Source organism: Flavobacterium movens (assembly GCF_039581425.1).
GTDB classification, from domain to species: domain Bacteria; phylum Bacteroidota; class Bacteroidia; order Flavobacteriales; family Flavobacteriaceae; genus Flavobacterium; species Flavobacterium luteolum.
Genome location: NZ_JBCPXY010000002.1, coordinates 296947 through 313498, shown reverse-complemented (window position 1 = coordinate 313498; position 16552 = coordinate 296947). Strand labels below are relative to the sequence as shown.

The 16552-nt window shown below is 35.7% G+C and carries 11 protein-coding genes; all 11 read right to left on the bottom strand.

Features of this window, described 5'->3' with window-relative positions:
* Nucleotides 1-218 precede the first annotated feature (218 nt).
* On the bottom strand, nucleotides 219-1223 hold the full coding sequence (locus AAYQ05_RS04830; RefSeq protein WP_343541511.1) for an NHL repeat-containing protein: 1005 nt from the start codon (nucleotides 1221-1223) through the stop codon (nucleotides 219-221).
* Nucleotides 1224-1237: 14 nt separating this feature from the next.
* A complete protein-coding gene (locus AAYQ05_RS04825; RefSeq protein WP_343541509.1) occupies nucleotides 1238-2452 on the bottom strand; it encodes a hypothetical protein in 1215 nt (404 codons plus the stop codon).
* Nucleotides 2453-2624: 172 nt separating this feature from the next.
* Nucleotides 2625-3545 carry a DMT family transporter gene (locus tag AAYQ05_RS04820; protein ID WP_343541508.1) on the bottom strand — a complete coding sequence of 307 codons (921 nt, stop codon included), beginning with the start codon at nucleotides 3543-3545 and terminating at the stop codon, nucleotides 2625-2627.
* 20 nt (nucleotides 3546-3565) lie between these two features.
* On the bottom strand, nucleotides 3566-4684 hold the full coding sequence (gene nagA, locus AAYQ05_RS04815; RefSeq protein WP_343541507.1) for an N-acetylglucosamine-6-phosphate deacetylase: 1119 nt from the start codon (nucleotides 4682-4684) through the stop codon (nucleotides 3566-3568).
* Between the two features lie 8 nt (nucleotides 4685-4692).
* Nucleotides 4693-7890, bottom strand: coding sequence for a LamG-like jellyroll fold domain-containing protein (locus tag AAYQ05_RS04810; protein ID WP_343541505.1), 3198 nt, complete (start codon nucleotides 7888-7890; stop codon nucleotides 4693-4695).
* 92 nt (nucleotides 7891-7982) lie between these two features.
* A complete protein-coding gene (locus tag AAYQ05_RS04805) occupies nucleotides 7983-9170 on the bottom strand; it encodes an AGE family epimerase/isomerase (RefSeq protein ID WP_343541504.1) in 1188 nt (395 codons plus the stop codon).
* 118 nt (nucleotides 9171-9288) lie between these two features.
* A complete protein-coding gene (locus AAYQ05_RS04800) occupies nucleotides 9289-11394 on the bottom strand; it encodes a GDSL-type esterase/lipase family protein (RefSeq protein WP_343541503.1) in 2106 nt (701 codons plus the stop codon).
* 122 nt (nucleotides 11395-11516) lie between these two features.
* Nucleotides 11517-12752: an MFS transporter gene (locus AAYQ05_RS04795; RefSeq protein ID WP_281633463.1), complete on the bottom strand. Its 1236-nt coding sequence runs from the start codon at nucleotides 12750-12752 to the stop codon at nucleotides 11517-11519.
* A gap of 115 nt (nucleotides 12753-12867) precedes the next feature.
* Nucleotides 12868-14028 (bottom strand): galactose oxidase, encoded by a 1161-nt coding sequence (locus AAYQ05_RS04790; RefSeq protein ID WP_343541502.1) that lies wholly within the window; start codon nucleotides 14026-14028, stop codon nucleotides 12868-12870.
* Between the two features lie 31 nt (nucleotides 14029-14059).
* On the bottom strand, nucleotides 14060-14980 hold the full coding sequence (locus AAYQ05_RS04785) for a dihydrodipicolinate synthase family protein (RefSeq protein ID WP_343541501.1): 921 nt from the start codon (nucleotides 14978-14980) through the stop codon (nucleotides 14060-14062).
* A gap of 95 nt (nucleotides 14981-15075) precedes the next feature.
* Complete coding sequence (locus AAYQ05_RS04780) at nucleotides 15076-16539, bottom strand: RagB/SusD family nutrient uptake outer membrane protein (RefSeq protein ID WP_198856571.1); 1464 nt, start codon at nucleotides 16537-16539, stop codon at nucleotides 15076-15078.
* Nucleotides 16540-16552 lie beyond the last annotated feature (13 nt).

Sequence of the window (16552 nt, the reverse complement as noted above, 5' to 3'; positions counted from 1 at the left end):
ACAATAGCACAGCACATCATGCTGTAACGATAATAATTATTCATTTTCTGGTTATCTTTCTTCATAGCGAGTGCAAATTTAAACAGTTATTTTTAATTTTTAGCTATAAATTGTTAAAACTTTTAATACCCTATCAATGTAGTAGGTTATTTTAAATAAAAAAATCCAAATTCCAATTTAGCTTGGAATTTGGATTTTAAAATATTGGCATTTAGAACTTAATTGTTCTGTTCTGCAATTGCCGATTTGTTCAGTTTTACCACTCTAATTTTCTTATTGGTATTATCTGATAAGAAAATACGATCATCAAGCTGTGCAGTTCCTACAATAGTTCCGAACTTATTCTCGCCAAAAATATCTGAAGCATTCAAAACCGCTTTATAATTTTTTCTGATAAATTCTTCTTTTGGATACAATCTTAAATAAGATGTGCTTCCTTCATTTTCTGTAGTTACCGCCCATTCTTTACTAAAAGAAACTGCAATTGGTTTTATGTCTACAAACTGCACTTTATCTGGTTCAATAGGAGTTGTTAGCGAATTCTTAGCATTTGCTTTAATGTTTGCGATATCATAGTACAGATAACTTTTTGCATCTCTTCCTGCAACCACAAGATTTCCGCCATACACATCCATAGAATATACTTCCGTGTAGCCATTTAAGGTGTTTAATTTAGCGATTGGCTCTAAATTCCAATTGCTTGTCTCGGTAATCTGAGAAGTTTCAAATACTTTAATGCTTTTTTCTTTTTCTTTTACGAATATCAATCCGTCTTTTACTACAACGCCAAAAACGTGCACAAAAGTCTGCCACCATTGTCCGTTTCCTACCGTACTGATTCCAGCATTTGTAGTTTCATCAAAAACAAATAATCTAGATTCTGTACTTCCAACATAAATACGTCCGTTGTCAACCGAAACCGAAGTAAGACTTGTAAGCGGAATTGTCGTTGTTCCTTTTGTATATTCTTTAATTGTTTTAATGTGGGCTAATGTCAGAGCATTAAATACTTCTAAAACATTTCCGTTGATAACGTATAGTTTTTCGTTTGCAACTGCGATTCCTTTCGGATCAAATGCTTCAGCACTCCCTGGAATGTTTTCCGCTGTAATCGAAGCTTCATCTGTTGGGTAATAATAACTATAATCTTTGGTCTCATTGTCGTCTTTACTGCAATTGGTAAAAAAGCAAAGAGCAAATATCAGAGGCAAAATATTTTTCATCGTTGTTTTATATTTTAATTCCATTTTCCTTCGCCTTTGTATTTGACTAAAAATGGGTTTTTCGGATTGATTTTAAACACTGGTTTTTTATAATTTCCGCTTACGTAATTTGTTTTCTCATACGTTTTCAAAACGTCTGGATCTGTAAAAGGAAGATCATTCAGATAAATTAAATATTTATAGAAATCTGTCAGCATTTCCTGTTGGCCACCACCTTCACCGCTATTTGCTAAATTACTGCTGTGGCTAAAACCGATGTGATGCGAATATTCGTGCGACCAAACCGACATTTCTCCAACCCAATGTCCCGTTACGTAACCCGATTCCCATTGCGATGCTAGATTTCCTCCGCCCCAAGCAGAATCTCCTCCAACCATTGCCATCCAAACGGTTCTTTTATCTAAATAATTCCAGTATATTTTTTCGATTTCTTCTTTAGAATAATAATCATAAACACCGTCTTTATCTTCTGCATTTCCGTGCCAGTTTAACGCACCGTTTATGCCTGTTCCAGCTGCAGCGGCTTGTTCTTGTTTGTATTTATCAAAATTGGTGAATGTGCTGTAATACAACGGATGACTCAAGGCATAAGAATAATTAATAATCATGGTAATGGCTTCTTTTGCCAAAGCTGGATTCATAGGAAGAAATTTACCCATTTCATTAATGTGGTATCCATCGTGAAACTGAACCAAATGATTTGATTTTATTTTTTTGAATTTTAGAAATAAAGGATCATCCGATTCTACTGAAAATTGAATTGCTCCAGAAGAAAATCCTTCAATTTTCTCGATCGTTACTGTATTTCCAGTTTCTAATAAATAATCGTTTGCTTTTTCTGTTAAAGGAAGTTTATGAAACGAACGATGAAAAGCTGGTATTTTAGAAAAAGTGTAAAGCACAAATTTTTTATCATAATTTGGCAGTTTCGCATAGATTTTCACATTTGTAAGTCCGACTGGAGAATACAACGAAATCTGTACAGAATCTTTTCCTTTTTGGATAACCTGAAGCGGTTCGTTTACTCGAAACCATCGGTCTGTTTTATCGTACATTTTTGAAGGACTTTCACCATCTTCAAACATGGTCATTGGCTTATTTTCTGCTGGTAAAGCTGTAGCGTCTATGCTTGGCAGATAATTTGGTTTGTACGAATCTCCATCGTCACTACAACCAAAAATAATACTTGCCAATAGGGCAAATACAAAAAAGTGAGTGTTTTTTCTCATCAGTATGTCAGTAGGTTTGGGGTTAAAAATATGGTGCAAAACTATAAATATGATTTTTAAAAACAAGTGTATTGCAAGAAAAATATGAACTATAAGTTTACTAATTGTAAATTTTGTATACTTACACTATACTTTTAAATTACTTAATACTTTGATTTTCAAACATCTTATGTTATCTTTTTATCTTCTGTTTTTTTGAATAAAGATTGATATACAATCCTAATATAACGAAGATAACACCGACTAAAGTATATAAAGTCAAAGGTTCATTGACAACAAAATAGGCGATTAAAAATCCGAATATAGGACATAGGAAAAGCCAATACGAAGCTTTTACTGGATCTATCTTTAAAAGATACAGCCAAAACTGAATGGCTCCAATAGAGACAGCAATTTCTAACCATGCTGTCGAAAACCAAAAATCGGCATTAAAAGTGTTTTTATCCGATTCGTAAGTCAATCCTAAAGCTGGAAGCAGAAATAGAGCTCCAATTATGGTCTGCCAGCCGTTAATGGTTAGAATGTGTAATCCGTTCCATTCTTGTTTTGAGTAATATATAGTTCCTAATGAGTAAGCAATCATGCTGACAATTAAAATGAGTATTCCGCCGGGAGTTGCAAAGCTGCTTTGTAATAAGGGATAGGCCGCAAAAAAAACACCCGCAAAACAAAGCACTAAACTGATTACACTTTTAAAATTGATTTTATGAGATAACCAAACTGCAGAAATCAAAACAATAAAAACCGGATTAGTTGCTACTGCTAAACTCCCTAAACCTGCGGATACTTTTTGCATAGCAATAACATACAGCCCCAAATAAAAAGTAATGTTCAGCAAACCATAAATACTGATTTGAATCCACTCTTTTTTTTGAGGCAGTCGTTTTGCCATTATAACATGTGAAATTACAAGCATGATGCTTCCTGCAATTAAAAATCTAAAAATGGAAATCACAAAAGGCTGTGCAAAATGGAATCCGATTTTTGTGGCTGTCGAGGCAGACGCCCACAAAAAAGCGAAAATAATTCCAATAAAAATTACTTTCCATTCTTTTAACTGACTTAAAATTGGAAGCTTTTTTTCTTTAATCATTGTAAAATAAATGAGTCTGTTTAAGAGAAATTAAGTGTTTCTATTTCGCTTAAATCAGCATTGAATTTGACAAAACTGGCAGGAAATCCAGATTTAATTTTTCCAACTCTATCTTGCATACCAATAGCAGAAGCTACTCTTGTAGAAGCCATTTTTATTGCTTCATCTGCAGAAACTTGCAGATGGTTATAAGCATTTTGTACTGCTTCTGCCATTGAAATTGTTGCTCCCGCCAGATTGCCATCTTCATTTCTATAAAAGCCATTTTCTAAATGCGCATCAAAATTATCCCACTTAAAATTGGCTACTTTTCGGCCTAAAAACGTTGCATCGCTTATTAGAAAGAATTTATCTTTTTTTAATTTATATGCCACTCTTGCCGCGGCATAATCACAATGTGCGCCGTCTAGAATAACTGGGGCATAAACTTCATCGTTTTCAAAAACGGCTCCAACCAAACCTGGCTCACGATGTCCAAACTGTGTCATGGCATTAAACAAATGTGTTACGAGATTTATTCCTTTTGCAAAGTAAGGTTGTGCTTCTTTGTGCGAAATAGTCGAATGCCCGATTGAAATGGTAATGCCACTTTCAATCAGCTTATTTAATTGCTGTTCTGTAAAACATTCTGGAGCGATTGTAATTACTTTGATGACATCTTTTCCTTTTTCGATAATTTCATCCAATTCTTCATCAGTCGGTTTTCTAACCTGATCAATGCTGTGCGCGCCGCGTCGTAACGGATTTAAAAATGGTCCTTCTAAATGCATTCCGATAACGCCATTATTGTGCTTTTTCATGTAAGCCCGAACTGCTTCAATTCCTTCTAAAATGGTTTCTTTTGAAGAAGATATCAAACAAGGTAAAACATGCGTTGTGCCATATTTTAAACTGGCGTCATAAATATCCTGAATCGTTTCTTCGTTTGGAGTCTGACTGAAATACAGTCTTTCTCCTCCATTGATCTGAATATCTATAAATCCTGCCGAAAGATGATTTCCTCCCAAATCAATTTTTTCCAAATCATTTGGGATTTCTTTTTGCACCGAAATAACTTTTCCGTTTTCAATAATTACCACTCCATTTTCAATTATTTCATCGCCTGTATGCACAACAGCATTTACAATCGCTTGTTTCATGTTTTAATTTATTTCTTTATAATTTTACTGCTAATTGAAGTCTTTGCATCATTTACATTTAAGAGATAAATGCCCTGCGGCTGATCTGCTAATGAAAATGAAATTTCTTTTTCGTTCAAATTTACAGAGGTAGATCGGATTAATTTTCCAGATAAATCAAATAATTTAATGTTTGCAATTCCGTCTGCATTATTAAATTTAATTTTTACCAAATCACTAACTGGATTTGGACTTATTTCAATTCCAAAATTCTGATTTTCAATTGCAGCTTCTCCTACTTTTTTCGCTGATAAATTTGATGGAGGCAAAAAAGTATCAGTTCCATTTGTCAGCCAGTTTAAACTAAAACGCACAAAATACATTTGATAGGTTGAACTTTCTCCATTTTCATAATAAATACCAATTGTTCCGTCTGGCAAAATTGTTAAGCTCGAATAAGCCGATGCTCCTGCAAAAATAGTTTTTGGTGTTCCCCAAGTTGTTCCTTCATCAGTACTCATTTGCACACTCACATTTTTACGGCTGCTGGCAAACGGAATAGAATGCAATAATCGATTTTTATCATAACCATCAAGTGTAGAAGTATAACGTATAAAATCGCCATCGCAATTTGGGTCTGTAATACTCGTTTGATTATAAGCTGTTCCCCAACTCACGCCTTTGTCAGTTGAAATATTAAAACGGCGTGTTCCTGAATTTCGGATACTCATCATAATATTTCCGTTATTTAACTCTACCACTTTGGCTTCATCACCATCCAATTCTGCTCTTCCTGTAGAAGCTGTCCAAGTAACGCCGTGATCGGCACTCGTGATCATATAATTATTAATATGCTCGACTCCTGAAACATTTTCTCTAACGGCAATTGCAGCAACAATTTTTCCGTCACGCAATTGATGTGCTCTTCCTGAAGCCACAAATAATCCTTTCCAATTTGGGTTTGGTCCGTAAATCTGACTGGTAATATCTACAGGCGTTCCCCAAGTTACTCCGTTATCGGTACTATGAATAACCAAAACTTTTGCCGGTGCTGCATTTGTCGAAGCAAAAAAACCTTTTTCAGCAGAAACCAAACATAATAATTCGCCCGTTGTTTTGTCTAAAACTAATGCCGCATCGCCTGCTCCTGTTGCCGCTCCAAAATTGGCAATTGTTAGTGGCGACGACCAAGTTTTTCCGTTATCTGTACTTCTGCGGACAACTGGATCTATTTTGGCTGCTAAATCGCCTGCTCCATTCCATCTTTTGTCTGTTACCGTTACCAGCGAACCATCGGCAGCAGTGATGATTGCTGGAATACGATAACTTGCAGAACCTGCATCGCCAGGAGTAAACAAAAGTGTATTGGCTAGCAAAATCACTCTATTTCCTGATACTGTATTTATTGTTGTAGTATACGTTACAGCATTTGCCACAATCGATTCGCAGGTTGCATCTAATAAATTTCCTTCTGTTGCGCTAGCCGAAACATCATAAATAATCCAAAAATAATTATCTCCAGAAACTAATGCTTTTGAGCCATTAGCTGTAAGATTTCCGCTTGACGGAGAAACTGTCGCAAACAAAGTCGCCGTTGTCGGATTGAAAATCGATGTACTGCCACTTGAATATATTTTGATATTGGTTACATCTGAAATATTAGTCGTCCCTGTCATCGTAAACTTTAAAGCACTTACAGTCAATGGATTTAAATTGCCTGAAACAGAAGCTTTTACCGCTATAATTCGCTGATCTGTATCACCTAAACCTGTTGGCAATTCAGTTTGTATTAATGAAATAGAATTAATCTGCATTTCGTTTGTCTGTGCAATTACTGATGCTCCATTCATTAAAGTCCCAGGATGATTATTTCCTGTAATGTCTGGTACTATTGTGCCACTTATATTTTCAAAATCCCAGGCTGCGAGTAAACTAGTTTCTGATCCTGTAATTACGGCTGTTTTATCTGTTACAACTTCGGCTGCAGTCATGGCTTTACTCCAAAAACGAATATCGTCGATTTGTGCATTCATATATGAGGCAAAATTGCTTAGAGTTCCAAAAAACAAATCCCCAGTATTGGAAACCGTATTAGTTCCTCCAATATTTGTGGATGTTTTGGTTTGCTGTAAGACTCCGTCCACATAAATTTTACAACTTGTTGTAGCAACATCTACAACCATTGCCAAATGATGCCATACATTATTTGCAATATTCGAAGTTCCGTATGGAGGTCCTGCCGCTCCCGCACTTGTGGTCAGGTTTACTCCAAATTGTCCTCCTCCTCCCGAAGTGTTATTAATAAATTCATATCCAATTCCCGAACCATTTGGGCGTTTGCTTATAATGCGTTTTCCAAAATCTGAAGTTTTGATTTTACAGGTTATGGTTAAATTTTGTCCCGCTGCTAAGTTAAAATCGCTATGATTTGAAACCAGCATATAATCATTTACACCATCTAAATTTAAAACCATCGGAAAAGCATTTGAAAATGTAAATGTTCCAACCAGAGTTCCTGGATGGTTATTTCCTGAAACATCTGGAACTGAAGTTCCCGTTACGTTTTCAAAATTCCACGCGGCCAAAAGATCTGTTGCGGGAGCATTTACAACTGCGATCATATCTGCCTGTAATTCCGTTGCGGTCATGGCTTTGTTCCAAATTCGGACATTATCGATTTGTCCTGCCCATTTGAAACTGTTGGAAGCATCGGAAGTTGCACCAATTACAAAGTTTACGGCATTAGAAAAATCTGATGTGACTGAAGTAAATGCTTTTCCTGTATTGACCAAAACACCATCTAGATAACCATAAATCGTTCGATTACTCGAAGCATCAATAACCAAAGCAATATGATGCCAGGTTCCGTCAGCAATTGAATTAGCAGAATATCCTGCAGTACTAATATTTGCTGGAGTTCCTGTTCCGCTTGCATTCATGGCAAATTTTCCGGCATTGGTTCCGTTTCCTGTCCAAAACTCATAGCCATTTCCAGACGTGCCATTTCTTTTGGCAAAAATTCTTGGAGTTCCAGTATTCGTTGTGGTTTTTATCCAACAGGTTACGGTTTTATTTTGACCCGAACCAAAGTCTAAATCTGGATGATCTGTCACTGTCATGTAAGCCGAAGTGCCATCAAGGTTTAAAACCTTACCGCTTTGCCCTTTTGTATTTATAGTGTAGAAACACATTAAACACAAACAAAAATAGAGTAATACATTTTTCATAGTTTTTAATATTTGGTTATAAATTGGTTAATAAGCAAAAAAATAAAATCGAAAAACTTGATGGACTGGCGAATAATCAGGATAAAAAGGCTTTAGTTATTTTCAAGATATTCGTTTAATATTTGTGTACAATACCACTCTTGTCTTGGCAAGTGAAACGGTCCTTTATAAAGATTTCCTTTTGCGGTTTGCGCTACGCTGCCATCTCTGTGCAAGTAGCCAAACCATTCGCCATTTTCTTTATCATGAAATTTACTGTACGAGTAATCGTGAATCATTTTGTGCCATTTTGCATATTTCTCATTTCCTGTCATGGTGTAAGCCAGTAAGGTTGCAATAATCACCTCATTATGTGGCCACCAGAATTTCATATCCTGCCAATATTCCTGAACAGGATTTCCGTAAACATCAAGGAAATATAGAATTCCTCCGTGTTCCTTGTCCCAGCCACGTTCCCACATATAATCGAGCATTTTACAGCCTAATTCAATTAAATGCGGATCATTATTTCTATATTTCGCTTCATGCAGAATAAACCACGCGCCTTCTATAGCATGTCCCGGATTTAATGTTCTTCCGTCAATGTGATCAATTATAGAACCGTCTGGAGCGACTTGTTCCATTACACATTTTATATCATGCTTTACGAAGTCATTTTCGATTTCGGCTATCCATTTCATAATCCATTCATCACAACGCGGATCGCCAATATTTTCTCTTAATTGTTGTGCGGTATTGATCATAATCATTGGAGAACCAATTCCTTTTGAAGGTCTTACATTGGTATATTTTGGTTCTAATAAACCTGGAGTTGTGGTGTATTTGATACATTCTCCAAAAAGATGACGTGCTTGTTCTGCTGCCGCTTCATCTCCGCTGGCTTTTGCGAAAGCACTCAAAGCAATTACGGCAAAAGTTTCAGAAAAATAATAACGGCGTTTACGTATCGGGCTTCCATCTTGCGTGACATGAAAAAACATACGTCCATCTGTATCAAAACAATGTTTGTTTATAAAATCGATTCCGGATTTTGCGCCTTCAAGCCATTCTTGTTTGGGTTCTATTGTGTTGTAAAGTGTAGATAACAACCATGAAGTACGCCCTTGAAACCAAACTGATTTATCGGTATCTATTAAATCTCCAGTTTGGTTCCGCATCAGTAAGTAACCACCATGCTTAGTATCTATTGAACGCGGAAACCAAAATGGAACTGTATTATTTAATAATTGGTTCTGATAAAACTCTTTTAATTCTATTAAATCAGTTTTTGAATAGCTCATTTTAATATATGTTTTTACACCTGAAATTCGATTCAGGTTTTGTTATGTTGATAGGTGAAATCGCTTTAGATGTAAATTCAGTTCATCTAAAGAAAAAATATAGTGTAAGAGACGTTTTCTAGTTTTGGTGCACAGAATCCAGTTCTAGCCTAAAAGTGGAACATGGAAGACTGGCTTCGTTTACCAGATTTGCTGTTGTATAAGGCATGTATGCGTATAAAATTTCTTTTATTTTCTGGTCTTTCGGAATGCTAATCTGCACTTGATCTTTTATAATTATTGCTTTACTTTCAATCCGAATTCCTTTATCGGTAACTAATTCAAATCCGATTACCTCTTTTTTATCTGCTGTAAATAGCTGTTTTGCATTTGAAAAAGAAACCAGAATAACATCTCCTTTCTCAATGGCTTTTATTGGCACTGGTCCCTCGGCAGTTATTTTTTTTCCGTAGGTATATTTTAAAGCCAATAATGCCAATCGATCTCCTATGGGTTCTTTTTTTATCGGATGCACATTGGTTTCGTCGCCAAAATCCATACTAACTGCCATCGCACTATTTGGAATCTTTTTCTGAACTCTATTTTGTGCATCTCTAAACAATGCCCAAGACGGACGATTTATGCTTGATAGCTGCACAAAATAAAACGGTAATGAAATTCCCCATGCTTCCCGCCAGCTTTTAACCAATTCTGGCAATAAATGTTCGTACAACTCGATATTATGCGCATTGCTTTCGCCTTGATACCATAAAATTCCTTTGATTGGAAGTTCAGTAAACTGAGAAACTCCAGCTTCATAATTGTAACAAGGATCGTAAGGATGACGCTGTTTTGGATTTACAGCATTTTTTAAATTTTCGTCAGCACGAGATCGAACCCAAGGCATTAAAAAATCAGATTTTCGCCAGTTGGTCAATACATCCACTTCTTTATCATCATGTTCTAAAGTATATCGATCGATCCAAGATTCGATTGGAGAACCGCCAACCGCAACCTGAATTAAACCAATTGGCACATTTTCTTCCTGAACAATATTTTGTCCAAAATAATACGCCACTGCCGAAAAGTCTTTGGCACTTAAAGAATCACAAATTTTCCAGTTTCCTGAAAAGTATTTTAATTGATTTGTTTTCTCTAAAGTGATCGAATCCCACGCTTTTTCATCGGTTTCCTGAATGACTTCAAAATTGAATAATCTAAGTTTTGTATTTGCTGCCGCTTTTTTTAATTCGGAAATTCCGTTTTCTGCTTTTTTCAAAGGAAAAGCCATATTTGATTGTCCTGAACAAAACCAGACGTCTCCAATTAAAATATTTTTTAAAGTAAGATTTTGATTGGAAGTTGAAATCGAAATCTGCTGTATTTCTCCCGATTTCATAGCAGGAAAAACAGCTTTCCATTTTCCGTATTCATTTGCAGAAACTGTTACTTTTTGCTTATCAAAACTCACTTCCACTTTTTCTCCTCCGTTTGCATTTCCATAAATTACAATCGGCAGATTTCGCTGTAACACCATATTATCTGTAAAAACAGCAGGCAAATTTAATCCGCCAAAATCTTGCGTAACATTCTCGTAAACGGTTTGTGCTAGTATCTTTGCTCCGTCTTTTGTTGGATGTAAGGCATCTGGAAAAAGATCTGGACGTGAATATAATTTTTCGTGAAGGTCAATTAAATGGACTTTATTTGCTTTAGCAATTTCATTAATATGTTCCTGAATCTGCCAAAACCAATCTCGTGTTCCCGATTTAAAACGAGGATGTTCATTAAAAATCGGAGTCATTCTGCAGATGTAAATTTTCACCTTCGGATTCTCTTTTCTTAATGCATCAATCAGCCAAGAATAATCGGCATTAAAATCGTCTTTGTAATTCGGCCAGTTTCTCGGATCGGTATCATTTAGTCCCAAATGGATAATCGCAATATCCGGCTGATAGGCAATGGCATCAGAGCATTCTTTAGTTTTATAATAAGGCTTACTTCCTTTTTTTAAAAGAGTTGCACCGCTGTAACCAAAATTTTTCACTTCATATTGACTTCCCATCAAAACCTGCAATTGCGAAGGATACGATTCTGATTTCGGATTGGCCAAAAGATAGCCAGCTGTAACAGAATCTCCAATACAAGCTACTTTTATAGCAGTCTGCTGCGCATTCATCCCCAAATTAAATAGGAAAATGAATGCTGTTATGAGCAGTAGTAAATTTCGTTTTTGTGTTCTCATTCTTCTTTACATTGTACTAAAATTGAGGTGTTATGAGCCGAGCGAAACGGCATAGCTCCGCCCGGGCTTATAAAACCAAAAAAGCAACTAACAATCTAATTTTAAAAAAAGGTGACTTTGACTTAAGCTCCTTCGAAATCATTTACTTTAGGACGCAAAAAGCTAATTTGCGTGATAAGGGCAATCAGGACGATACCGGCCATCAAAGAAAAACCATAACCCAAATTACCAGCATCGGCTGATTTCCCTAATAAGGAGGTGACCAATGCGCCACAGCCAACCCCCGTCATATTTAAAATACCATAAGCCGTCGCCCGATATTTTGAAGAAACAAATTGACAGATTATGGGCATATTATTTGCATCAAACATTCCGTATCCTATACCAAAACACAGAACTGCGCCAACCACGTGAAACAACGAATGCCCAAATCCGATCAATAATAGTGCGGGAATGGTCAAGCTTAAACCAATCGCGCTGGTATAAATTCTTCCTTTTATATTTTTTTGAACCCATTTATCCGATAAAATTCCGCCAAATACAACTCCAAGCAAGGAAGAAAATGAAATTGTAATGGTTGCCAAAGGTCCAGCCTGATCCATAGAAATTCCTAAATTATCCGAGAATAGCGTTGGAAGCCAGTTTTTAGTTGCCCATCCCGGTAAACTTATTATCGCAAAATAGAACAGAATTACCCAAAAAGAAATATTGGTAAATAGTAACGCCAGACCTTTTAGCAAAGGAGCTTTTTCATGGGTTTTGTTAAACTCTGGATCAAAAATCTTTGTCTTTTTCTCGTACAAAAAGAAAACCAAAATAACCGAATAAACTACTCCAATAATTCCGAAATGATGAAAAGTCGAATGCCAAGAATAGCGTGCTGCAATTGTAGCCCCAAAACCTCCCAAAGCAGAACCTACATAAAGTCCTGTCATGTGAATACCAATGGCAAGTGATCTTGTTTTCTGCTGATGATAATCGGCAATTAAAGACAATCCTGCTGGAATGTATAACGCTTCGCTCACGCCCATAATGGCTCTTAACCAATAAATCTCATCATAAGTTTTAGCGTATCCCATTGCATACGTTACGGCAGACCAAACGAATAAACTCCCGATGATTAGCCATTTTCTATTTAATTTATCAGCGATAATTCCAGACACTGGGCTCATCAAAGCATAAATCCAAAGAAAAACAGCCATTAGACGTCCAAAATTTTCACCAGAAACTAATTCCGGAATGTCACTTTCCATGGATGGTCTCATGGTTGCGAGCATCTGCCTGTCCATGTAGTTTAATAAAGCTACAATCCAAAGTAACGCGACTACGAGCCAAGGATAATATTTAGAGTTTTTCATTTTGGTTTTGGTTGATTTTTGGTTTTTTATTAGCAATCTTTAATTAAACCTGACAGGTTTTAAAAACCTATCAGGTTTCTAAGCAACTTAACTTAATTAACTTAGATTTTTATTTTTATTCTACAGTTCCAATCATAACATCTGGTGTGCGAATACCAGGTTTTATTTCTCCATTTGATAAAACAATTTTATCGTTCCAAAGTACTGCTGTTGTCGTGACATGAGCCAGAAATGGCAATTCGCCAATTTTTGTCCATTTATTTTTTAAAGTATCGTACAATAAAACGGCATTATAAAATCCTTGATGTGTTGTATTTAAGATATTTTTTTCGGCAATTAATTTTGCCTTTTCTTCTTCTGAAGCTGTCTTTGAAATTTGAGATAAATAGGTTTCTATTTTATGAAATGTTTCTCCGTTATCTCCTCCTGTAATAATGATATAGTGTTTCCCAAAAGCGACTCCTGCTCCTGCTGAAAAATTAGTAGTTTTCTTTCCGTCCGTTATAACGGCTTTAGTTTCCCAAATTTGTTTTTTCAGGTCGAAAGCCAATGTTGTGTTGTGCAAATCACTTATTCCAGAAGCTGTTTTGGTTCTTCCTCCAACAACATAAATAATTTCATTCTGAAGTACTGCTACTGAATTTGCCAATGCAAAAGGTAATTTTGGTTCTGATTTCCATTCTGGCTTGGCTTTATTCAAATCAATACTAAAAACCAAATCAGAACTTTTTGTGGCTTCATCTCCACCAATCGCATATACTACATTGCTTGCATTTACAAGAGCGATATTGGTTATTTGGATTGGAAAATCGGGTAATGCTTTTATTTCAATTTCGTTTTTTTCAAAATTCCAATTTAAAACATGTGCTTTGTTGGATAAACCTTTTTCGTTTTCTCCTCCAACGTACACGATTCCTAAACTGGTTGAAACATTGCCACAATATGCAATTGGTTCTGGTAATTCTGCTATTGATTTTTTATTCCAATGAAAGGTTTTATCGCTTTTTTCTAAAACATGAATTTCTTTTGAATAATGCTTCTTCCCTCCTTCCCAAGGCATTTTATCTTGAAAATTGGCTCCTCCAGCGACAATCAAAACATCATTTGTCACACCATTAATTGGTCCTGCAAAACCTAGAGAAAGACTTCCATCGGCATTTTGAAGCTGCGCTGCTTTTTGCCATTCTATTTTTGAAATATTTTTTTGCTGCGAAAGACCAACTGTTGCTGACATAATTGAAATAGTAAGGATTGAGAAAGAAAAAAATCGATTCATAGTTGTTTGTTTTAACCGAAAACGAAACGTATTATTTTGATTTAAACTCGTCGAAATTTAAACCTTCAACATCTTTTTTGAACAATTCAAATTGTGCAGCACTCATATTTTTGACTGGCAATCTGAATTCGCCTAAATTATGTCCAACCAATTTCATGTAGGCTTTCCCAACTGAAATTCCGCCATACTTTCCTAAGAAACGAATCATATCAATTGACTTCTGCTGTAACTTTCTGGCTTTCACTAAATCATTATTATTAAAAGCATCAATTAGATCGTAGTATAAAGGAGCTGCATAATTAAAAGTACTTCCAACTGCACCTTTTGCCCCTAAAACCAATGCCGATAGCATATTTTCGTCACGTCCCCAAAGCATATCAAATTTTCCATCAGCATAACTCATACAGCTTTGGAAATCCATAAAATCCTCATGCGTATATTTAACTCCAGCAAAATTTGGCAGTTTTCCATCCAAAGCTCTTACTAAGTCAAACATCGGAATATTAACTCCTGTTAAAACAGGAATATGATAATAATACAATGGCATATTTGGAACACTTTCTCCCACTTTGATACAGGTTTCTGCAAGCGTATCAACGTTTCCAGGTTTAAAGTAAAACGGAGCTGTAATTGAAACTGCATATAAACCAATTTCATACGAATACTTTGCCAGTTCGATACAATCTGTTAAGCAAGTTCCGCCCAAGAAAACCATTACTTTAAAGTCAGCATCATGATTAGAGCAGTCTGCCCATGCTTTTGCAACCGTTTTTTTCTCTTCTAATGACATCGAAACCCCTTCGCCAGTAGAACCAATTATAAATGCTCCTGCTACGCCATTTCTTTTTAGAAAAGTATAATAAGCTGGAATCAGGCTCACATCCAATTTTCCACTCTCATCAAATGGAGTAAATGGAGCTGAAATAAGACCTTGTAAATGTTCGATTTTCATGACTTTTATTTTTAATTTTTTCGTTTTATCAAACTGGAAAAGCTTTCATTTCCAGTTTGATTTTAAACTTTAGTTTTTTTTATTCTTTGTTTCGTTTAATTGGTATATCCCGGATTCTGAACAATTTTAGGATTGAAATTGATTGTGTTTTGAGAAATTGGAAACAATACTTGTTTTCCTGCCATTGACGGAACTATACTTGTTTTATTAAAACGAACAATATCCCACCATGATTTTCCTTCAAAGGCCATTTCTTTTAAACGCTCTCTTAAAATCACATCGTCATTTGCTGCTGGAGTATCATTTGTAAATGAAGCCGATGCGTCAGCTCTTTTCATTACCAAATTCATTTCTGTGGTTGGATCCTGACCTAAAGCATTTTTAATCTCTGCTTTCATTAATAAAATATCTGCCCAACGGTAAATAATGATATCACTCACAAATCTTCTGATTGTTCCGTCTACAGTTCCGTTGTATTTTACCAAACCTGTAACTACTGGAGTTGTACCGTTATATAAAGTTAGATATGTTGCATCTTTTCTGGTATCTGTAGCTGCAAAATTGAATCTTGTAATGTCTGGCTGTACTCTCGAAATACCAGCATTTCCTGACCCTGTTCCTAGTGTACCGAAAACGGCTGTTGCCTGTGCTGATGTTAATGGTGCAAAATCACTTGGTCCAACAAACATAAACTGGTTCCAGTTATCTAGTAGTGATGACGTTAAATCGGCTAATGAATAACGGACTGCAAAAAGCACTTCGGCATTTCCTTTTTTGTCAAAAGCAAAAACATCTTTGAAACTTGGCATTAAAGTCGGTGTTCCCGGAATTGCATTTATTGCCGCTAAAGCATTATTTAAATCTGCTGTTCCTCCGTTTAATTGTTTTGCTGTCCATAAATTCACCTCTGCTTTTAAAGCATAAACTGATGGAAGAGCCAATTGTGTTTTGTTATTGTTTGCATCTGGAAAATTAGCAATGGCCTGATCAATATCTGATTTAATAAAGGCAAATGTTTCTTCAATCGTATTTCGCGGAATAATGTATTGCGACTGATTGGAATTTTCTGTTGGTTCTGTTACAATTGGCACTCCTCCCCAAGAACGCGCCATAATGAAATAACATAGTGCGCGCATTGTATAGGCTTGAGCAATATATCTTTTTTGCTCTTTTACTGTTGATGGACTAAATGTAATTTTTGGCACATATTTTAAAACCAAGTTTGCCGAATGAATTACAGTATACAGACCAGCCCAATCTACATCTATATTTTGTGGTGTAAGATTGTTGTTATAGTAATTTGCCAATGTTAAAGGAGACTGAACTCCGCCAGTAATTTCGGCACTTCTTGCCCCTCCTAACAAATAATAATTTTGCTGTGTTTGGATTCTAAAATTTACATACATTCCGTTTACGCCTGCTTTGGCATCATCTTCTGTTTTCCAGAAACTATCAGATGTAATAACACTATCAGATGTTAATTCTAAATCATCTTGACAAGAATTAAAAAGAGAAAGACTTGAAAAAAGTATTGTGTATAAAAGAAATTTCTTTTTCATGATTTTTTAATTA